This window comes from Demequina sediminicola (assembly GCF_000975055.1).
Classification (GTDB): domain Bacteria; phylum Actinomycetota; class Actinomycetes; order Actinomycetales; family Demequinaceae; genus Demequina; species Demequina sediminicola.
Map to the genome: position 1 here is coordinate 694,469 of NZ_BBRB01000001.1, position 21,209 is coordinate 715,677.

The 21,209-nt window shown below is 63.7% G+C and carries 17 protein-coding genes and 1 tRNA gene; 11 read left to right on the forward strand and 7 right to left on the reverse strand.

Going from position 1 to position 21,209, the window contains the following annotated elements:
* Positions 1-29: 29 nt before the first annotated feature.
* On the reverse strand, positions 30-707 hold the full coding sequence (locus AOP79_RS03285) for a DsbA family oxidoreductase (RefSeq protein ID WP_062070379.1): 678 nt from the start codon (positions 705-707) through the stop codon (positions 30-32).
* A gap of 40 nt (positions 708-747) precedes the next feature.
* Entirely contained in the window at positions 748-2,739 is a 1,992-nt protein-coding gene (locus AOP79_RS03290) for a GMC oxidoreductase (protein WP_062070381.1), read from the reverse strand.
* 163 nt (positions 2,740-2,902) lie between these two features.
* Between AOP79_RS03290 and AOP79_RS03295 the strand changes: the two genes are divergently transcribed.
* The 5 genes from AOP79_RS03295 to AOP79_RS03315 all read left to right on the forward strand — a co-directional run bounded on the left by AOP79_RS03295 (position 2,903) and on the right by AOP79_RS03315 (position 5,926).
* Complete coding sequence (locus AOP79_RS03295) at positions 2,903-3,343, forward strand: hypothetical protein (RefSeq protein WP_062070382.1); 441 nt, start codon at positions 2,903-2,905, stop codon at positions 3,341-3,343.
* A 32-nt stretch (positions 3,344-3,375) separates the two neighbouring features.
* Entirely contained in the window at positions 3,376-3,846 is a 471-nt protein-coding gene (locus AOP79_RS03300) for a hypothetical protein (RefSeq protein WP_062070383.1), read from the forward strand.
* Positions 3,847-4,074 carry a helix-turn-helix transcriptional regulator gene (locus AOP79_RS03305; RefSeq protein ID WP_062070384.1) on the forward strand — a complete coding sequence of 76 codons (228 nt, stop codon included), beginning with the start codon at positions 3,847-3,849 and terminating at the stop codon, positions 4,072-4,074.
* Positions 4,075-4,145: 71 nt separating this feature from the next.
* On the forward strand, positions 4,146-4,895 hold the full coding sequence (locus AOP79_RS03310) for a DUF4386 domain-containing protein (RefSeq protein ID WP_062070385.1): 750 nt from the start codon (positions 4,146-4,148) through the stop codon (positions 4,893-4,895).
* The gene (locus AOP79_RS03315; protein WP_062070386.1) at positions 4,892-5,926 is read left to right on the forward strand and encodes an NAD(P)-dependent alcohol dehydrogenase; all 1,035 of its coding nucleotides are present in this window, start codon (positions 4,892-4,894) and stop codon (positions 5,924-5,926) included. The genes AOP79_RS03310 and AOP79_RS03315 overlap by 4 nt, the downstream gene beginning before the upstream one ends.
* On the opposite strand, the gene AOP79_RS11945 is transcribed toward AOP79_RS03315, so the two are convergent.
* Together AOP79_RS11945 and AOP79_RS03325 are read right to left on the reverse strand one after the other, a co-directional pair.
* Complete coding sequence (locus AOP79_RS11945) at positions 5,907-6,368, reverse strand: hypothetical protein (protein WP_236683243.1); 462 nt, start codon at positions 6,366-6,368, stop codon at positions 5,907-5,909. The genes AOP79_RS03315 and AOP79_RS11945 overlap by 20 nt on opposite strands.
* A gap of 452 nt (positions 6,369-6,820) precedes the next feature.
* Positions 6,821-7,621: a hypothetical protein gene (locus AOP79_RS03325; protein ID WP_062070388.1), complete on the reverse strand. Its 801-nt coding sequence runs from the start codon at positions 7,619-7,621 to the stop codon at positions 6,821-6,823.
* A gap of 90 nt (positions 7,622-7,711) precedes the next feature.
* On the opposite strand from AOP79_RS03325, the gene AOP79_RS03330 reads away from it, so the two are divergent.
* On the forward strand, positions 7,712-9,040 hold the full coding sequence (locus AOP79_RS03330; RefSeq protein WP_062070390.1) for an MFS transporter: 1,329 nt from the start codon (positions 7,712-7,714) through the stop codon (positions 9,038-9,040).
* Positions 9,041-9,097: 57 nt separating this feature from the next.
* On the opposite strand, the gene AOP79_RS03335 is transcribed toward AOP79_RS03330, so the two are convergent.
* The gene (locus AOP79_RS03335) at positions 9,098-9,352 is read right to left on the reverse strand and encodes a DUF6458 family protein (protein ID WP_062070392.1); all 255 of its coding nucleotides are present in this window, start codon (positions 9,350-9,352) and stop codon (positions 9,098-9,100) included.
* A gap of 147 nt (positions 9,353-9,499) precedes the next feature.
* Here AOP79_RS03335 and AOP79_RS03340 point away from each other — a divergent pair, with 147 nt between their 5' ends.
* The 3 genes from AOP79_RS03340 (at position 9,500) to AOP79_RS03350 (ending at position 11,286) form a co-directional block, all read left to right on the forward strand.
* Complete coding sequence (locus AOP79_RS03340; protein WP_062070393.1) at positions 9,500-10,060, forward strand: LURP-one-related/scramblase family protein; 561 nt, start codon at positions 9,500-9,502, stop codon at positions 10,058-10,060.
* A 115-nt stretch (positions 10,061-10,175) separates the two neighbouring features.
* Entirely contained in the window at positions 10,176-11,087 is a 912-nt protein-coding gene (locus AOP79_RS03345) for an aldose epimerase family protein (protein ID WP_062070394.1), read from the forward strand.
* A gap of 125 nt (positions 11,088-11,212) precedes the next feature.
* A tRNA-Gly gene (locus AOP79_RS03350) sits at positions 11,213-11,286 on the forward strand.
* 1,703 nt (positions 11,287-12,989) lie between these two features.
* Here the strand turns inward: AOP79_RS03350 and AOP79_RS03360 are convergent.
* Complete coding sequence (locus tag AOP79_RS03360; protein WP_062070398.1) at positions 12,990-16,817, reverse strand: YobI family P-loop NTPase; 3,828 nt, start codon at positions 16,815-16,817, stop codon at positions 12,990-12,992.
* A gap of 1,817 nt (positions 16,818-18,634) precedes the next feature.
* Here AOP79_RS03360 and AOP79_RS11550 point away from each other — a divergent pair.
* Both AOP79_RS11550 and AOP79_RS03375 read left to right on the forward strand, forming a co-directional pair.
* Positions 18,635-18,871, forward strand: a complete 237-nt coding sequence (locus AOP79_RS11550; protein ID WP_236683231.1) for an SMR family transporter — start codon at positions 18,635-18,637, stop codon at positions 18,869-18,871.
* A complete protein-coding gene (locus AOP79_RS03375) occupies positions 18,868-20,292 on the forward strand; it encodes a UTP--glucose-1-phosphate uridylyltransferase (protein WP_062070404.1) in 1,425 nt (474 codons plus the stop codon). Before AOP79_RS11550 ends, AOP79_RS03375 begins: the two co-directional genes overlap by 4 nt.
* Here the strand turns inward: AOP79_RS03375 and AOP79_RS11690 are convergent.
* On the reverse strand, positions 20,289-21,059 hold the full coding sequence (locus tag AOP79_RS11690; protein WP_152647979.1) for a DUF4190 domain-containing protein: 771 nt from the start codon (positions 21,057-21,059) through the stop codon (positions 20,289-20,291). The two genes, AOP79_RS03375 and AOP79_RS11690, sit on opposite strands and share 4 nt — an antisense overlap.
* Between the last annotated feature and the right edge of the window lie 150 nt (positions 21,060-21,209).

Below are 21,209 nucleotides of genomic sequence, written 5' to 3' on the forward strand. Positions count from 1 at the left end.
CACTAGCCGAGGCGTGACCTCCGAGAGCTCTAGCCCTGTGCGGCTTGCGTGAGGATGTCGCTGTACTGCTCGGTTGCGGCGGCACCGGGGATAGCGAAGCGCTCTCCGATGACGGTGAACGGAACGCCCGTGGCGCCGAGTTCACCCGCCTGCTGGTGCTCGGCTTGGACGTCCTCAGCGAAGTCGTCGCTGGCCAGGATGGCGAGCGCGGCGTCGCGGTCCATTCCTGCCTGTGCTGCGGCATCGGCAAGGTCCTCGTGGCTTGCCAGATCGAGCTCGCCGGAGAAGTGGCCTACCTGGATGGCGTGACGCACAGCCAGTCCGAGGTCGTCGGCAGCGGCTACCAAGCGGTGGGCATCGGCGGTGTTGGCCACGATGCGGTTTTCAACGAAGGGCAGGCCCTCGGCCTCAGCCATCGCGGCGAGCTGCTCGTGCTGCTGGTGGAGCTGGTCGGCACCGGCGTTGAACTTGCGGCCCAGGTATTCCTGGACGGGTTCGCTGGTGGTGCGGTTGGGGTCGAGTTGGAAGGCGCGGGGAATGATCACCACGGGGGCGTCGATGGCGTTCGCGGCTGCGACAAGGCGGGCTTCCCCGATGTAGCAGTAGGGGCACACGATGTCTGCCCAGGCGTCAACGCGCACGGCGGTCACGGCGCCATCGGGTGAAGTCACGTCGTTTGTTGATGTCACGTCGTTTGTAGATGTCATAGTGCGTCCAACAGTATGTGCGCGCTCGTTGTTCCGTGCGTTAAAAGATCTCGGTGTCGAATCCGTCCGAGTCTTTCGAGACGCCCACCATGTCCGCCATCACCCGGTAGGCGTTGGCGATGGTGGTGAGGACGGGAGTGGCGCCGCCGTTGGACACGTGAGTGGCCGCGTCGACCACACGCACGTTCTCGTGTCCCCAGACTTTGCCCCAGCGGTCCACGACCGATGTCTCGGGGCGTTCGCCCATGCGCGCGGTGCCAGCTTGGAAGCGACTCACGATGGGGCCACCGGAGCCACTGCGTGGGTCGATGCGCACCACTTGCGAGGCACCTGCTTCGTGGAGCCAGCGGGCGGCTTTGCCTGACATGAAGTTGCGGATGCGCTTGTCTTGCTCGTGCAGGTCGCCGTGGAGCCGCGGCCGCGGCAGTCCCCAGTCGTCGGTGCGTCGCGGGTCCAAGGTGACCCGGGCATCGGCTGTCGGTACCTCATGGGCGGTGGCCATGATGCGCTGCATGCGTGGCATGAGTCGTGCGAACCGGGGCATGAGGTCTGGCCCGGCGAAGGGGAGGAGTCCGGCGCCTTGGAGTTGCCGGAGGGCCGATGCCGGTGTCGGCACGTAGTCGTTGGCGAGGATGCCGCCGCCCACAAGGTCTTTGTTGCCGTGGCGGAAGTCGGCGGTGGCGATTCCGGCTCCGGGCCCGAGGAGGTCGGTGACGGCGTCCTCGAAGATGCCAATGGCCCCCACTTGAGCTTGGCCTTGGAGGTAGCGGCCTACTTGATCGTGGTTGTTGCCGAGGCCGTCGGGTTCGCGGGTGGAGCGGGAGCTGAGAAGGATGCGGGCGCTTTCCACAGCGCCTGCGGCGATCACGACTTCGCTGGCTTCGATGTGTGATTCCCAGGGGCCACGCTCATCGACGCCTCGAATCACCGCGCCAGTGACGGTCCCGTCGGCGGACGTGGTGAGCTCGGCAACGCGTGCGCCGATGACAAAGGAGGTGCGGCCAGTGCGTGCAGCGCGCCACAGTGCGGTGTTTTGCGATCCGGATTTGGCGCCCACGGGACACGCGAATCCCAGGCATTGCGAGCATCGGACGCATGCGGCGCGGCCGCGGTACGGCTCGGAGTTGATGAGCATGGGCGTCGGCAGCGTGCGCCAGCCCAGGGTTTTGGCTCCGGCCAGAAGGGCCGATGCCGGGCGGGTTCGCGGGAGCGGCGGGAGTGGGAACGGGACGGATCTGTGGCCCTCGGTGCCTTCGGGGCCGGGGGCACCGCTGACACCCCATTCGAACTCGGCGTGGGCGTAGTACGGCTCCATCTCGTCGTACGTGACAGGCCAGTCGGCTTGTCCTGTGCCTTCGGGGGTGCCGTAGGTGCTGGCCATCGCGAAGTCTTGGGGAGCGAAGCGCCATGCTTGGGCACCATAGACGCGGGTTCCGCCGCCAAGTCCGAAGGCGCTTGCGCCCCAGCGAGGGTCGCTGGGCCCCACCAGGTCGGGGTCGGAGACTCCGACGCTGCTGTGGGCGTTGGGAGAGCGCAGATGGTCGCGCGCGAGTTCTCCGGTGGGGGGCGCTCCACCGCGTTCGACGACCAAGACGCTGCGTCCAGCTTCGGAAAGTTCTTGGGCTGCCACGCCCCCACCGGCACCCGAGCCGACGACGATCGCGTCGTAGCGCACGTCCATGCTGCGTGGGTCAATGATCGCGGCGACCACCTCAGCGGGCATGTCTGAACCCTCGGGCATGGGGTTCACGGACTGGGTCCACCCGAGAGCCCGCCAGGACTTGGGGTGCGTGACGGCGACTTGGCCGACCAGGCCGGCGAACCAGCGGACGTCCCGGTCGTCGGCTCGTGAAGCCAACTCCTCGGGCCGCATGCGCGCTGCGAGAGCAGCAAGTCGCTCTTCCCATCCTGCGTGATCATGCTCCAGCACCATGCGCAGGCGTTGTACTACGTCGTCCCCCTCGGACGACGGCCAGACGCCCTCAGGCATCACAGCGGATGCCCATTGGGCAAGATCCACAGCCGTTGTCATGTGCCCAGCCTAGGTGCTTCCAGGAGTGACACTGTCGCGCGTCCATTCACCATAGATGTAAAGAATGTTTGACACGGGCTCGCCGCAAGCCTATGGTGAGTATGTCAAGAATGTTTGACATCTCACACGAGGGTTTGCAGTTCAGTCAGTCCAGGGAGACAGCATGCGCAGCACCGACGTATCTTTCGAGGAGCGCCACACAGCCATCGGGCTCGTCATCGCAGTGGCGGCTGTCGCCGTGTACCTCGTCGTGGTGACGATCCGGGCCATCACGGACGGACTAGCCCTCACCGACGTCGCCTGGCAAGGCCCCATGCTCGCCTGCATCGGCATCGGCGCCGGGTTGTACGCGGCCGTCTACGCCTCCCTCTGGTGGCGCCGACGTTCAGAGACCTTGACCGACGAACGGGACGAACAGATCCGCGCTGCCGGCGAGGAATCAGGCTCAGCTTTCACTGGCCTTGCCATCGTGGCAACCCTCGTGATGCTCGCCCTCGACGTCGACACCTTCTGGATTGCTCACGTCCTCCTCCTTGCCTCCTTCGCCGGAGCACTCACCCAGTCCGCCACCGTGTTGGCCGCCTACCGCGGGAGCATCGCATGAACGCCACCTGTGAACCCTCCTCCCCCACATCCATGCCAGACGATGCCCCGGTACCCATGACAAGCGAAGAACGCGGAGTCTGGGTATTCCTCATCACCAACCTCGCAGCCGCAATCGCCTACGGGTTCGTCATCGTGCCCCGCGCCCTGTCGCAACCCATCGACGAGGTCTCCTGGGTGACGCCAATGCTGTGGGCAATCGGGTTGCAGATCGTGGGCACTATCGTCGGCTCCATCGTGGCGGCAATCGGCTCTGCGGTTGGGCAGACCCTGCGGGGAGGCACCATCGAGCCCGATGTCACTGACGAGCGAGACAAAGAGATCGCACGCCAGGGATCACGCGTGAGCTACGCAGTCCTGGGTACCGGCACCCTTGCGGCCCTCATTCTGGCCATGCTGAGCGCCGACACATTTTGGATTGGCAACACCATCTTCGCGTTCGGCGTGGTCGGCAGCGCCGCCGAAGCCATCGTGAAGATCCGTGCCTACCGGTGGGGGGTGTAAATGACTCGCTCCACACGCGTCACCAACTCCATCCGCCAACTCCGCGCCGAGCGCGGCGATGTCACGCAAGCAGAACTCGCATCACGCATCGGCGTGACACGACAAACCATCATCGCCATCGAACAAGGGCGCTACTCGCCGTCACTTGAGATGGCCTTCCAGATCGCGCACGTACTCGGGGTGCCGCTCGATCAGGTGTTCCAGTACCCCGACGCCGCACAGCACTAGCACCTCTCCACCACCCACGGCCTCACCATGGGCCCTGTTTGCCGTCCCCACATTCACTCGAAGGAGTCGTCATGACCGCCGCCGACACTGTCCGCACCGCCCGAGCCACAGGGCTCGCATACCTGGGCCTTGCCATCACTGGCATGGTGGGCTTCCTTGCCATCCGCCCCCAACTCTTCACTAAATCCCCCACAGAAACCCTCAACAACCTTGCCGACAATCCACACCTGGCCGCCGCCGCCATCGGCCTAGAGATGGGCATCGTCATCACGCAAGCACTCGCCGCCGTGTGGTTCTACAAGCTGCTCCGCGAGATCCGCCCCGGAGCGGCGTTCGCCACTGCCACGTTTGGCCTCATGAACGCCGCCGCAATCATGACCTCAGCCATGTTCAATGCCACCGCGGTGGCCGTCGCAGGCGACCCCACCATCATCAGGGCACTCGACTCAGCCGGGGTCGTCGGCACCCTCGCCTACCTGAGCCACGCCGCCTGGGGCATGGGAGCCATCTTCTTCGGACTCTGGCTGATTCCCATGGGATGGACTGCCATCACCACACGTCGCTTCCCCGTCACCCTGGGCTGGTTCCTCATCGCTGGCGGCATCGGCTACGTCCTCTCGGCGCTCGTGGAATGGGGAGTTGCCGATGCCCCAGCCTGGATCGCAGAGTCCCTCCCCCTCCCCGCCACCGTGGGCGAACTATGGATGATCGGATACCTCCTCACGGTAGGCATCCGCCCCACCCAAGCGGCGCACACAGAAGCGCCTGCGGCAGATCCCGCTCAAAATCAAGAGCTCGCCACCTCAGGCCACCAGTCATGAACACGCCGCACGCACTCCCGGACACCATGACCGCAGCCGTGCAGCATGCCTACGGCAACGCGGACGTGCTGTCCCCGGCCACGGTTCCCACCCCCAGCCCCAAGCCGCGACAAGTGCTCATCCGTATCGAGGCATCGGCGCTGAACCCCGCCGACGTCTTCACCATGACGGGCACGCCATTCGTTCTGCGGCTCATGGGAGGCGTGAGCCGTCCCCGCCAACCCATTCGCGGCTCGGACGCAGCAGGCGAGATTGTCGCGGTGGGGGCCAACGTGACCGAATGGTCGGTGGGCGACCGGGTCTTCGGTGAAGCCCTCGGATCTCTCGCCGAATACGCCGTCGCGAGCGCCGATCGCATCGCGCACTTGCCCTCGTCCGTCTCTGCCCGCGCCGGAGCAGCAACCGTCATGGCCGCACTCGCAGCCCTCCACGGGCTACGCACCGCTGGCCTGGATCCGCTACCCGAAGGTCAACCCGGTGGCGGTCTCGAAGGAAAACGCATCCTCGTCATCGGCGCAGGCGGCGGAATTGGTTCCTTCGCCGTCCAACTCGCCTCCGTTGCGGGAGCACACGTCACAGGCGTGTGCTCGTCGACGGCAGCCGATGCCGTCACTCAGTGCGGAGCACACGTCACCGTCGATTACGCCAAGGAGGACGTCCTCGCGCTTGACGGCGGGTTCGACCTGATCTTCGACAACGTCGGCGCACACGCCATGCTCGATATGGAACCCCTCACCGCACCCGACGGACTGCTGTTACCCAATTCGGGGATTCACGGCGCAGACGGCGGCGCGCTGGCCCGGGTAGCGAAAGCCAACTGGCACGAAAAAATCCGGCGCCGCCGCATCGGCTCGTTCTACTCATCCCCCAACCGCGCGGACCTCGAACTGCTCGCAGGCTTGCTCGCCCAAGGAGCTCTCACCCCTCTGGTGGATTCCGTGTGGAACCTCACCGACGCGGCAGCCGCAATGGAACGCGTGGCCGACGGTCACGCTCACGGCAAGGTGGTGGTCACTCCGAACGCGCCATGAGCCGGCGGTAACCCAGCCCCGTCAGGACCGCCAAGCCCAGCGCACACGCGTAGATCACGATTGAACTGATGGCGATATCCCCGCCACCGGCAGCAGCGACAACTACCAACGCCCCCACCGCTCCGGCAGCAACAGCGGTACGGGACTCGGTCGCAGCCGCGAGCGCGATCAGCGGCAACGCGAGCCACTCCGTCGAGGGCGCGTTGAGAACCAGCACTACCCACAGCACCAGGAGCGCGGCCCACCACATGCCACGCGAGCGGCTGCGCATCGACAGGCCACCCGCAGAAAAGACCACGAACAGCACCACGGTGCCAACGATGACACCCAAGGGCGCACCGCCCTGAGCCTGCCATGCCCCCACAATGCCCAGCATCCCAGCGGCAAACACAGCCAGGACGAGGAGCACGCGCAGAAAGGCAGGGAGTCGAGATGAGCGCATGGCCACTATTGTCCCCAACGAGTCGGGGTGCCCGTGACGCACCACGGGCCGCACCACGTGTGTTGCGCGGCCCTTGATGCGTCAACGCTTCCTCATTGAGCGCTTCTGCGACCTGGTAGTCGAGAGAGAAATCCGTACCGTCGACGGCCGTGATGACAACGTCCACGTCGAACTCAGCCGGGTCACCCTCGCTGCTGAGCAGGCACGTCACCTGCTCATCGACAACGAGATCGATGTTCTCGTCACCGCAGTCAATAATGGGACGTACTCCGACTTGCTCCTCAAGACTGTCCGCAACGGTTCTCTCGACATCCTCGGGCGAGGCGGTGAGGTTGGCGGAAGAGCTGGCGCTGCATCCCGCGAGCCCTACCCCCACTGCCATCGTTCCCACAATCATGCACATGGTGCTGCGTTTCACCGTGTTGCTCCCCTCTTCGTGATCGGCCTAGCCGCTAGTACTCCCAGGCGCGAGCCAAGGTGCTGTCACGCTTGGGGCGCCAGCCGTAGGCACGGAGAACAGTGAAGACAGGAATCTTGGCGTCCGAGGGCCTGAGCGCAGCCTTGCCGTGCGTTCCCCGGCCATCCGGCGACGTCACTTCCCCCACAGCCCACACATGGCTCACCTTGCCCGCGCCCATCGACTTGGACCTGTTCCACGACTTCGCCCCACTGAGCGTTCCCTTCGCAACGTCTCCCACGATGGTGGACGACGAGTGGTACTCCGCAAACTTATACGTGCCCTTGTCAGCGTCGAGGGTGACGATCATGCGCCACCGGAAGACGAGCTTCCCGCGTTGCATGAATGTACGCCACTTGAGGTCCTCAACGCGCCACTGCACCGTGACCTTCGCACCCCTACCGTCGGGCTCAACAGACACCGTGTAGGGGAGCTCTTTCTCATCCAATGACTCGAGATGGGCAACCACGTCACCCACAGGCGCCGGAGCATCGTACTGAGGCAATGGCCCGGTCACCGAGCCCAGACCGGTCAACGTGCGCTGACGCTGCACCTCAGTCAGAGTTTTGACTGCGCCGCTCCAGAGCCACCGTGCAAGCAAAGGCCCTATCAAGGAGGCGATAAGAAAAGGCACCGAGAGCCACAACGGCCACGCCCCAGGCTCGGCGACCAAGGTAAAGATCACAGTGAAGATGTTGCCGATCCAGCCTGCGATAGCCAAGATCAACAGGAACACCGCTCCTGCGATACGCGCTTGCGCACCTGCTACGCGTCGGTTCAGCGACTTCTCATCCATGACGCAGAGGCTACCAACCCGTAGCCACCCCAACCCTCAGAATGCGACGTAGGTTAGAGGCATGCCCACTCACTCCAGCATCGGCCCATCATGAGCCGAACGTTTGCATCGCTGGGGTACTACAACTACCGGCTATGGTTCGCTGGCGCTCTCGTCTCCAACGTCGGCACATGGATGCAACGCGTCGCGCAAGACTGGCTCGTCCTCACCCACCTCACCGATGACTCTGGTGTCGCGGTGGGCATTACGACAGCCCTGCAGTTCTTGCCGTTCCTGCTCCTTGGACCGTGGGCCGGCGTCCTCGCGGACCGTGTCGACCAACGCAAACTCCTCATCATTACGCAGTCACTGGCCGGCGCCCTCGGACTCGGGCTAGGCGCACTCGTCCTGACAGGCCATGCAGAACTGTGGCAGGTCTACGGGTTCGCTTTCGCACTCGGAGTGGTGGGCGCTATCGACACCCCAGCACGCCAAACCTATGTGGCAGCCCTGGTCCCACCCGAAGGCCTGTCCAACGCAGTGGGCCTCAACGCGACCGCCTTTAACGGCGCCAGGTTGATCGGGCCAGCCGTCGCCGGCCTCACAGTCGCCTGGGTCGGGATTGGCTGGGTGTTCATCATCAACGGCCTCACGTTCATCGCAACCGTGCTCTCCCTGGTCGCCATGCGCAAGAGCGAGCTGTGGATCATGGACCGTGCCCCACGAGAACCCGGCCAAGTCAAAGAAGGGCTCCGCTACGTCCGCGGCAGACCGGAGATCATTGTGGTGATGATCGTGGTCTCCACCGTGGCTGCCTTCGGACTGAACTTCCAGATGACCAGCGCACTCATGGCACGCGTCGCCTTCGATCGAGGACCCGAGGACTACGGGTTAATGGGGTCCGTCCTCGCCATCGGATCGTTAGCGGGAGCACTTCTCGCAGCCCGACGGACCCGCATCAGACTTCGCCTGCCCCTGGGCGCAGCCCTTCTGTTTGGTGTCTCGAGCGCCGTGATGGCGTCCATGCCCACCTTCGAGCTCTACATGCTGGCGTCGGTAGCCGTCGGGTTCTCCGCCCTCACCATGCTGACCAGCGCCAACGCGCTCATCCAGACCACCACCGAACCACGCATGCGTGGGCGTGTCATGGCGCTCTATTCGATGATCCTCATGGGATCGACACCTATCGGCGCACCCATCATCGGATGGATAGGTGAACAAGCCGGGCCTCGCTGGGCCGTCGGCGTCGGAGCAATCGCCGCCATCGCGGTGTCCATCGCCGCCACCATGTGGGCCGTGCGGTACTGGAACATGGAGATCACGTACCACCGGCATCGGCCCCACCTCGAGTTCACCTACCCAAGGCAAACCCTCTCCCGCGACGATGCAATTCTGCGACTGCGCGCCCAGAGCGTCGAGGATGCCTCGAACCAGCCTTAGGCACCCTTCCCGCTCTAGGCGCGCGTCACAGGAGTGCGCTCCCGGAGCGCGGCGAGGTTAGCCCTCGACGTTGCGCTGATCCGGGTTGCGGTGCTGCACATCGTGGTGATCGACGTGCTCTTCACGCACTTGCGTGTGCGTGGTGTTGCGGCGCTGGCCATTCACGATGAGGGACACGATGATGCCGATAGCGCCGGCACCCATCAGAATCCATCCGACCATCACGAGGTTGACCGCGTCCACGGTCTCGTTGAGCGCGAAAGCAAGGATCGCGCCAACTGCGATCAGGAAAATACCGGAACCAATTGCCATAGTGACTGCTCCTCCTGTCATGCGTGGCGCCACGACCACCCCAAGGGCGTCAAGGGGAATCTCCCCGAGGCGGCGCCTGCGTGAAGGCCAACAGAAGCAGGTATCTCAGGTATTCCCGCAGGTTCACAGGCTGGATAAGGTGTACGCATGGCCGAGTCCCCGGAGTACTACACAATCAAGCAGCGCTACACCCTTGGTGTGAACCGCTACGAAATCAACCGCACCGGCGCGGATTTCACGGGCGGAGAGCCCTTCGCGTTCGCGCAACAAAAGCGCATGAAGCTCAAGGAAGAGATCACCTTCTACACCGACGACACGAAGTCCGAGGTGGTTTTCTCGTTCAAGGCGCGCAACGTCATGGACATCAAGTCAGTGGTCGACGTGTTTGACGCGCAGCACCAGGCGATCGGCAGCTTCAGCAAGGACTTCGCGAAGTCGCTCATGAACTCCACCTGGTACCTCGATGCACCGGGCCTGCCGCAGTTGACCGCAAATGAGGACTCGACGGGCAAAGCCATCGCACGCCGGTTCATTAACTTCATTCCGTACAACTTCTCCATCCATGCGCCCGATGGTTCGGTCGCCATGACGATCAAGCGCAAGGGCGGTGTCCGGGACCTGTACCGCGTCACGGTTTTCGATACCCGGTACGACGAGCGTGTGGTCCTGGGCCTGATGGTGGCGCTGGACTCGTTGCAGGACCGGTAGGCCTAGGCGATTTGCCCGGTGCCGGGCACATAGCGGCGGAGTACGCGGCGACTCCCGAGGGGCCGACGGCGCGGGCTCGCCTCGGATTTGTTCCCGATGCCGCACAATGGCAGGCATGACACATGCGGTGACCATTGAGAACGACATTTGGCGCATCACCCTTCAGCCAGAACTCGGCGGATCGGTGACCTCTGGCGAGATTCGCCTAGGAGACACGTGGCAGGACGTCATGCGACCAAGCCCCGCAGACATCGACGACCCCCGCCTCTCTGCGTCCTACCCCCTCGCGCCCTGGTCAAACCGTATCCGCGACGGCGTCCTCACCTTCAACGGCCGCAACTATCAGATGCGTCGCAACTCCGTCGACGGCACCGCCATGCACGGCGCCGCCTGGGAGTACCCGTGGAAGGTCACCGCGCAGACCGCGCAGACCGTGACCCTCACCTTCGAATCCACCGGTCTCTACGGCGTCAACTGGCCCTGGAACTTCAGCGCGACCTACACCTACGCCCTCGAAGGCGACACGTTTGTCTGGACGTACTCCGTCACCAACATCGACGAGGAACCGTTCCCCGCAGGCTTTGGCTCCCACCCCTACTTCCAACGCCAAGTCGCGGGATCCACCGATGCCCTCCTCACCACGCACGTGAGCGCGGCCTATGCGCTCGACGCCGGCATGGCCGATGCCCCCGCTGGCGAGATCCGCACAGAAGCCGACTTCCGTGAGCAACGCCCGCTCGGCCCCGGGGGAGTCGACGACTGCTTCACCGGACGCACCGGCAAAGAACTGGCACACATCGAATGGCCCGGAGCCGTGCAACTCGATATCGCCGCAGACGCCGATCTCACCCACGCCGTCCTCTACATCCCAGTGGGGCGTGACTATTGGGCGTTCGAACCCGTCTCCCACGTCAACAACGGCTTCGCACTCGCCGCCGCCGGCCAGGCAGACACCGGCATCTTTGTCCTCGAACCAGGTGAGACCCGCACCACGTCATTCACCATGCGAGCCCACGGGATGAACTAAGCCCTCACGCCGCTGGGGCTGCTGGCGCAGCACGGTGTCGTGTGGGTGCGGCATGGTGTGGCATGGTGCGACGACCGTCGATCGTGCCCGCTACTATGGTTCGAGCACGGCCCCTCACGGGGCTTGCGGGTGTAGTTCAATGGTAGAACTTCAGCTTCCCAAGCTGATAGCGCGGGTTCGATTCCCGTCACCCGCTCCATTTCCCCGCCTTTCGCGGACTCAGCTTGCGCCCCCATCCACTGTCTGACGTGCTGCGTCTGCCTGCCGGGCTACTTGTGTACCGTGCCCCGAATGCGTTGAGGCTTCCGCGGCCAAACTGATGTTGTTGCGCGCCATCCCTGCGTACTTGTCTGTGGTCGCGGGGGAAGCATGTCCATCGATCTCGCGCACCGCCGTAAGGGGAACCCCTGCACAGATCCACGCCTACAACACTCACGTCTTCGCTGGGCGTGAATTGCGCCAACAACGTGCAAACGAGGCTCGATTTGCCCGACCGCATCTGCCCCCGAACCCTGATATGTGCAGGTTCGCGGAGGTCGATCGCAAGCGGACCGACAGCTGTCCGGCAGATGTGTGCCGAAGTCAACGCACACCGTCCGGCCTCTCGACACGCACTTCGCCATCGCGGGCTACGGGTTGCGATAGACGAGACGCATGAGCGCCTACAAGTGATCGCCTACCTCCAGCGTGAGGGCGATGTGCGGCGGCCCCCGGTAGAAGGAACCAATAGCACTCGCAGCGCGAACGACATACTCAACCGACTGGCCTGGAATGGTCTGCACCTGCACTTGTATGCCAGTGGGCGCTGAGGCAGGTGACGTGCGTTCACGCCTACCTCCGGTCCTCTTTTCTCACCGCCTCATAACGGATACCAGTCTGCGGCCGAAGTACCGCCCAGCGACGCAGGGCTCCCTAGGGGAGAGCGAATCGGAGCCAACGCAGTCCAGCACCCCGCGACAGGCCGAAGAGCACCACCCCTGCCCCGCGAAGCCTTCCCGCGACGGACATGGCGCTCAGGCTTCCTTCATCGCGCCGTACCCCCAGACCGCAGAGGGCCCGAAGCCTCCTTTACGACTTCCACCGACGGCTTAGGCGTTGTCCCGTCCGACCGCCTGGGAAGCGTGAAAAACGCCGTGTACTCCCCCACGGGATAGCCGTCGAAAGCAGTGGCCCGTACCCCCGTCAGCTCGCCCGACTCGGAACGCTCCAACTTGCGGTCGACCGTGATCTCAACGAGGTATCCGACGTTTGGATCGACAGCCACTATCTTCGTTCTGAGCCCCTTTGCCCGCCGACACCGCGGGACCAATTGATCCCCGAATCGATTCGGCGGAGCCGAGTGTCCCGCTTGCTGGTACGACCGCGCCACGTCTGATCGGTTCCGGTCAACGGTGGTCCAGTTGCGGGCCGAGTCGTCTGGAATATGCCACTACGTGGCTCAGGCCTGAAGCATGGAAGGGTAACTACACCGCGACGAGGTTCCTAACGATTCAGCGTTTGAGCCACTCAGCAGAGTCGTCGAGCCTCGCGAAGTGCGCTACGTCGAATCGCCAGACGCACACTGGCGACGCGTGCTTGGGTAGCCAACGCAAGCTATCGGAGACCTGATGTTGCTACGACGCCTCGTAGTGGACGAAGAACTCGCGACGGGCAGCATGAGTCGTCGACGGCGGGCCAAGATCACAATGCTCAGCAAGAACACGATCAAGAACTGGAACGACTCACCACTCACCTGGGACAACAATGAGGTCTGCCAGCAGTCGTTTCGGCCTCATCCTAACCGCAACGACCTTCCTGCTGACGCGTGGCTTCCTGACGACTTCGGCCCCTGGGGAAACACCTCGAGCTCGCGTCTCGTGGCTCCAGTATGGGCTCACGACTCGTGGCCCCAAGCCTTCCCACCTACCCGCGACGCCGATTCACCCGGTAGCTCGCTCGCCTCTCCGTATACGAGGACACAAGACCATCAATCACGAGTCGATCGAGCAGGGTTTGGACTTCAAGGCTCCGGGGCAGATCAACGGGTGGCCGCCCTCGCCTAGTCAGCTTCGCGTAGGGGTCCCCCAGCGCGGACAAGACCGCATGCAGGCCGTCAACGTTCTCCGTTTCGAGCGATCTTCCCAGCAGTTCCAGAACCACCATCGGCTCGCCTAGGCCATGCTCAACGAGCTCCTGAACCGCGTCGGCTCCGGGCACAAGCGCCGACTGGACCAGCGCGCGACTGATCTCGTCGACCTCCGCCGACTTCGCACCAGCAAGGAGTTCGCCAAAGCTCGCGACGGCTTCTCGCTTGAACCCATCGCCAATAACTGGACTCGAAATGAACTGCGCGAGGTGATCAGCTGGCAGGATGCTCGACGAGAGGTTCATGGGCGCGTATGACGAGACTCGAAGCGCACCCTCTCGATCACGCCACTGCTCTACGAGCGGCCCCGACAACGTCACGCCGTCGTCGGGCACAATGCTCTCTTCCAGGAGTCCGGCAGCCATGAGCCCCGCACCGTCAATGATACCCGCGGGGTCGAGGTTCGTTACCCCCAGGCGACTGACACGGTCGACGCGCAAGAGAGCTTCGACGCTCGCAGCGTTGAGGATCGCATACGCGACACGGACAATCCGCGCATTGTCTCGTTCGACATCGTGTACGACCTTCTCGCCGGCACGAATACGTTCACATATGGTTGCGTCGAGAGATCCGTCGCTCGATGCGTCCAACAGCTCAGCAACGTTGGACACGACCAGTGCATACCTACCGGCGGCACCCAGTTCCGTCCACAACTCCGGTGACACCTGCGAAATGTCCTCAACGATGCAGTCGGCCGGCGTCAAGGCCAGAAGGGCCACAAAAGCCTCGCCGGGTTCGAGACCTTGCAGCTCCTCAACGAAGTTCGCAGGATCGGCAATTGCGTAGCTCGTGGTCTTGCTTTCGCGCACCGCATCTACGTAGTGTGAGAGGTCAGCGCGCGCTCTCTGATGAACCAGCGGCTCATGCCTTAAGACATCGAGCGAGATCGTTGCGCTATCCACGAGCACTGCAAGGTTCCTTGCGTTAACCTCGAAGGCACCTCGCTCGCGAATGACGTCCTGCCCGGTAGGCCCGAAGATCGTGACGTCCGGCAGGATGCCCACGGCGTCACAGATTAACGTGACCGCCTGCCGCGTGGAGGTCGCCCAGTCAAACTTTGGGGTATTGAGCGTGCTCAGAGTCTCGCGGAGCAGAGCTCCCAACTCGCTCGAGTACTCGTACTCGACGCCCTCCGACATTTCGAGAAAGGCGTAATCCAGGTACCTCGCCCGGGCTTCTAAAGTGAGATCACTTGCGTCGGCAATTGCGACGAAAACACCTGGCCAATGCGGCGTAATCGCCTCCACGAGTCGCTTTCCGTGCGCCCCCTCGATGAGATAGCGATGGAACTCCCGGAAGCCGGTAACACCCCTTCTCAGTAGCAGCTTCACCACCGGGTCGCTATCAAGGTCTCTCGAGGCGAACACGTGGTTCATGATGGACAAGTTGATGGCCGCGTTCTCCGACAAGAGCCCCCGGCCACGAACGCTCAAGAGCGTCTTGATCTCATCGTCCTCAAGTGCGTAGTCCCAGTCGCTGAGCCCAGGATTAACGTTCCTCATAAGGTATTGCAGTGCACGCACACTCATGCCAGCGCTCTGTTGAATCGCGCTATAAACGTCAAAGTACTCACCGAGGTAGCCCTGACGAACGAGCAGGCGCGCAAGGTCGGAACTGAGATAACGCTCAATGAGCCGGTCGAAGGTAGTCGGATCCCCTGCCGCTTCAGGCGCCCTGTCCGCTAGAGCTGCAGCGGTCCTCTCCGGCACTTCTCGGGGACTGTTCTCGCCTTCCGGCGCGGACCGCTGCTCGGTAAGGCTCGGATGCTCCAGTAGAAGCTCCCAGGTTGCGTGCCTTAGAGCTTCGACCGCCTGCTCGTGCGTGCGAATCAACTTCTGCTGGTCGCGTGCGAGCGCTTCGTTCAATGACGAAACTCCGCCCGCGCCAACGACACCGCTGATGATCTGATCGCAAGTAGCTCGATACGCCACTCTCCTCCGCCCACTCGCATCAGTTCCTAGAATCTCTACGTACTCACTACCGGCACGAACTGCGTCCCAGAACTCGGGGCGACATATGGCCTCGCGGTCGTACCTCGCTTGACCGAGGTTGAACAAGTCGATAGTGCGGAGCGGGTTGCTGGTCTGAGCGTTTGCAAACACCTCGGCAATCCGCACTAACGCGGCTCCCCACCTCTCGGCTTGCGCCGGCGACGTTGGGACGGATTGCTCTACCTTCTTTGTCGCCTCGACGATTGCGTCCCGGTGACGCTCAATCGCGGCCGCGACCATGCGGCGACCAGCATCATGCAGGCGGTCAAGTTCGCTGTCACGCAACCTGATCTTCTCGAATTCCCGCATGTGTGCTTGTTTGTAGGCCACCAAAGCAAACATGATGTTGGCGCTGATTCCCGGCGCACTCAGCTCGGCCGCCACGAGCCTGTCATAGAAGACATCGTATTCAGTTCGGAAGTTCTTGATCAGCCGCATCTCCGCCAAGTGGGGCGCGACGGCTCTCAATAGCTCGGGATCCGGCAACTCTACGGCGCCCTTGAACTCCGCCTCCAACAAGCCGCTGGCATTCCTATGGGAGATGAACGGCACCACCGGCACGACAAGTTCGAAGAACTTCGTTCTATTGCTGCGCCCCAACTCGCGTCGCGCCGCGTCCTGGTCGTGGCCCTCCTCGAGAGATGCAAACAGGCTGTCCTTCACCGCATAGATGAACCGGACCGGTCCTGGGCCGAGATCCCTCCACGAGCCAGGCCTCGCCAACGCTGCAAGTCGCTTCAGCCCATCGTGTGAAGTCCACAGTGTTTGAGCACGACCCCACACCGCTGCAAGTCCGCGCTTGCTCGGGCGCCAGCGCCGCAGCTGGTCCGCGCGATTTAGCGTGCCGTTCAACGCTCGCAGGTCTTCGAAGATCGCGCTGTTGTTGTACCGATCCAGATCCTCGAAGAGCACTATGCGCCGGCCGCTGACCTCGAAGAAGTAGACAATCTCATCGAGAAACTCATCGAAGTATGAGTCTTCTTTAGTTGCTACAGACACGGTTGCGGCGCCCGCCGTGATTTTCTCAAGTCGAAAGCTCCCGCCGAGAGCCGTCCGAATCGCCAACCACACTGAACCGAATGCCGCGACTGCGACCGCGACCCCGAGATAGCTCGTCGCACCGTCCGGCATCAGATTCTGCAGCGGAGTGAGCCAGCCAAACATTGTGGCCGCGACGGCGAATACGGCACCTGCCAACAATGCCGCGCCCGCTTCGCGCCACACGACGACCGCTGCAGTTCGCCTAAACCGCGACCGAGGCATCTTTGCGGGATGCAGGCGATACAGGATTTGCTTGACGATCTCCCTCTGGAGCTCGCGCGCCTCACGCTCGCGCGCCTTTCCCCGGGGCGCCTTCCTCGTCTCGGTTGGATCGCCCGTGCCGAGTGTCGACAGGGAGACCTCCACGACATCATCGGGGAAGACATCGACAACACGCTGGAGGATACTGCTCTTGCCAACGCCATAGGGACCGGTGAGCGCGATATTCCGAATCGACGACTTGTCCCTGATTGCGCTCAGCAACATGTCGGCATAGACGCCGTGTTCATCTGACAAGTAGCTCGGCGCGAGACTGCGGATACTCAGCGGTCCCATGTCGCGTGTCTTATCCATGCTTGCTGTATCCCCCACGCTTCGCACACTAGCGAATGGCTCCCAAGCCGCTACCATCTCTACGCTATTTCAATACATGGAACACCCTAGGGGATCGAACAAGTCCAAGCGCGCTCGCACAAGCGGATTGGCACGATGTACTACCTCGGCTCGCCGAAGTCCCGGCACTCACGCGTGAACGCTGCGGGCCTGTCAGCCGCTCAGAACCTTGCCGGGCAAGACACCGACCCATTCGCCGATGGCCTGGCTCTGTGCGTAGTGAAGGAGCGACCGCATCTGCGAGTGCCGGAGAGCCTCCCTGCGCACCGAGCTACAGCAACCATTCAAGACCTCAACCTCATGAACAAGGCGTCGCATGTACCGCGTCGAAAGGGCGCGGCTACGCTCGGCGATCTCTCGGAAATGTCCGCGTTGACTTTTCCATATTGCCGCAGATTGCCCCTACCACGGTCCTCTCGATCTACGCAGCGCTGTTCACGAGCGATCCGCACCTCCCCATCGTCGCTCCGACAGTTCAGGACGACGGCGATGTCGACGCCCCAGGAACGCCCAGGGGCCTAGCCGTCTCTGCAGAGCCCTCCGAGTTCCTCAGCGCTTTGCGCGAGGTCTTGATCTATCTCGGCACAGTTGGGAGATGCGAGGCCGCGAAGTGCTCGCCAGTATGCGTTCGCAGACACACCCGGAAAGCTCGACGCCATCGGCGAGTCACGAGGTATCACTAGGGAGCGCGTCCGGCAGATCGACTAGAAGCCGTGGATCCCCTCGAGGGGTTCGAACGCGACGGGCGGGTTGGTACTCCCACACCTGAGCACGCCGCAGCGGATTTCCGGGCCGAGATCCGGGGGCTCACAGTTTCACCTGGGTTGGTGCCGATCGCAAGTGTCCGCGCGCTTCGCACCGACGCGTGGATCACCTCGACCGCACAAGTCTCAGGAAGTGGCTGGCGGACTGCGGAGTAGAGACTCGAGAGAGCTACGCCATGGTCTGCCGCACTGGCATGCTGGAGCGCGCAATCGCCACGCTAGCCGCCGCCGCTGAGCCGTTGCCGGCCGACACAACACTTGATCGGCTCGGCATCGAGCGGTCTGGTGCACCCCTCGAGCACAGGCTGTCCCGACACCAACGGTTCGTATGGGTCGGCCGCAACGCCTCCGCACTCGCAGAGGGGGTGACATCCGGCTACACGAGCATCCGCGACGCGCATTGAATTCGCCCCCAGAGCGTCGTTACCTACTCGACGGTGTATCCCTTCGAGAGTCGCAACTGCGTTGTCACGCTGACTCGCGCAGCGAACGGTGCCAACAAGGTGCTCTGCGGAGTCACGTCGTGTCGACCGCCGTCGCAACTTCTGGTTGTTCCGCTCAACGATGTCACACGGCCACGGGCGCGGGAGTGGGTCGCTCACGGCGGCCGGCTCCGCGCAACTGCTCGACGTGGTCGAGGGAGCCTCAGTAGATCTTCCCCCGCCTCTGGCTGGGCTCCCAGTCGCTCGACTGGACGGGGATTCAGCCCACCTTAGGCTCGTTCAATGTTTTCGTCGAGCACGTAGCCACCGCCATCGGCGCGCTCAGGGAACGTTGCGCCGATCGAGTGAAGGCATGGCTCCTCAAGCGCAGCGAAGTGGACTTTGCACTGACTTGGGAAAAGTCTCTCCGTTGATCGCCCGTCCAACCCTATGGCTTGCGAACGCCGCAACGCACACTTAGCTTGGATGCCCCCTGACTGGAGTCGTGCTCATGCGAGGACAGGGCAGGTGACACACCCTCGCCGCGTGGCTCCTGCTGATCGCGGCAATCCTGCTTGAGGTCAGCGCAGCTCTGTCGCTTAAGGGCGCCCTCACCCACCCCTCGCTTTATGCCGTCGTGGTCACGAGCTACGCGGGCGCCTTCACGATGCTGGCCTTGGTGTTGCGCGCTGGCGTGGGTCTTGGCGTGGCCTACGGCATCTGGGCCGCAGCGGGCGTGGCGCTGACGTCGGTCATCTCCAAGGCGCTTTCAAGGAGCCGCTCACGTGGCTGTGTCCGGACACAGCCCGCCACTACTCTGGGGTTATGAGCGCTGAGGGATTGAAGCGAGCCCAGGACAAGATGCGCGCCGAGGGCGTGAACCAGGCCGCCATCGACGTCTTCACCCACTACTATGGCGAGTTGGAGGCTGGCGCGACTGGCCTCATCCCGGAGGAGACCATCACGCCGCTGCACGATCCGCAGCGCTTGGCGGACGTCGACGTCTCGCCGGAGGCCGCAAGCGAGGCTCTGCGCCGCACCGCCATCATCAAGCTCAACGGTGGGCTGGGCACATCGATGGGCATGGACCGAGCCAAGTCGCTGCTGCCTGTGCGCGAGGGCAGTTCGTTCCTCGACATCATCGCCCGCCAGGTGGCGCACGCTCGCGGCGAGCACGACGCCCCGCTGCCGCTGGTCCTCATGAACTCGTTCCGTACGCGCGACGACTCTCTTGAGGCGCTGGACAGCCACGCAGGCATCGAAGTGGACGGGCTGCCCCTGGACTTCCTGCAGAACAAAGAGCCCAAACTCCTGGTGGATTCGCTTGAGCCCGTTGAGTGGCCCGCGGACCCGTCTCTGGAGTGGTGCCCTCCGGGTCACGGCGACATCTACACGGCGTTGTTGGGCTCCGGGGTCCTCAAGGCCCTGCTCGATGCCGGCTACAAGTACGCGAGCGCCTCTAACTCGGACAACCTGGGCGCCGTACCTCACCCGCAGATCGCGGGCTGGTTTGCGGCCTCGGGCGCCCCCTATGCCGCCGAGGTATGCGTGCGCACGCTCGCCGACCGTAAGGGCGGCCACCTCGCCATTCGCACCGCGGACAACCAGCTGATCCTGCGCGACACTGCCCAAACCCCCGCGGACCAGATGCACTACTTCACGGACGAACACCGCCACCCGTTCTTCCACACCAACAACCTGTGGTTTGACCTCGAGGCCCTGTACGCGGCCCTCTCCGAGCGTGGCGCTGTCTTGGGTCTGCCGCTCATCCGCAACAAGAAGACGGTGGACCCCACAGACTCCAGCTCCCCCGAGGTGTTCCAGATCGAGTCCGCCATGGGCGCCGCGATCGAGGTCTTCGAGGGTGCCACCGCGATCGCGGTGGAACGCGAGCGCTTCCTGCCGGTCAAGACCACGAACGACCTGCTGGTGTTGCGTTCGGACGCCTACCGCTTGGACGCCGACGGCGGCCTGCGCCTCGACGCCGCGAAGGCTCCCCTCGTGGACTTGGACCCCGAGTTCTTCAAGACCGTGGGCGACTTCGACGCCCGCTTCCCCACCGGTGCTCCGTCACTGCGCGAGGCGGCATCGCTCACCGTGCGCGGCGACTGGACTTTCGGGTCGGATGTCGTGGTGCGCGGCACGGTGATGTTGGAGGGCGGCGGTCACATTCCTGACGGCGCCGTTCTGGACAGCACTGAGTGGGCCGCCGGGGGCAACACGGCCAGCGACAACAGCCGGGACGTCTAGTTGCAGGAGCCTTCCGCGACGCCGGCCTGCGCGTCGTAGGAGTATGTGCCGACCTCGCCGCCGCTGTAGGTGAGCTCAACACACCATTCGGCGGTCGCAGTGCCAGTGATGCTGATGGAGTGCTCGGTCACAAGTTCCTGAGGAACATCCACGGCTCCCACCATGTAGGACTCGTCAGTCATCGTGACCTCGGGCACTGCGCCGGTTTCAACGGCCTGGGTTGCGACTTCTGCCCCCACGGCATGGATGTCCTGCCGCGCCTGAATGTCCACCTGCTCGGGTGCCGGGTCTTGCACATAGAACCATGCGGCTGCGGCGGTGAGCAGCAGGCCTAGCCAGCCGAGGATGGTGCCCGCGATGGCGAACGCTCCGTGGCGGGCGCGTCCGTGGCGGGCTGCATGCCAGCCCAAGTGTCCGAGAACAATCGCCACGATCGAGAATCCCAGGATGGCCGTCACGAATGAGGTGATTCCCATCCATGTGCGTGACTTGGCGGGTGTGGGATCGCTCTCGTTTCCAGGTTCCGCACTTGGGTCGTCGGGTTCACCGGGCCCGCTGGCCGCGCTCGACCCACTGGGCGTACTCGTCGCACTGGCCGCACTCGTCTCTCTTGGCACAGTAGCGCCGCGTGGCATGGCGTCGGCTTCTGGAATAGATGCCCACGGCGAGGCCGACTCGACTCCAGGCGTGGGAGAGTCAGCGCTTGAGTGGGGTGGCTCGCTGTCACCGGCGTCGTCGCGGCGAGCGGTGCGCGTCTCGTCCATCATGCTCCTTCGACTGGTGAGGCGCTGCTGAGCTGAACAGCTGAGCTGTACTGCTGAGCTGAGCGATTGAACGCAGTAGCGCCGATGCTGGTGTCGGTCTTTTCTCAAGGTACCGCCGTGCGGTCCCGGCCTCGGGAGCGCGTGCGGCCTGGC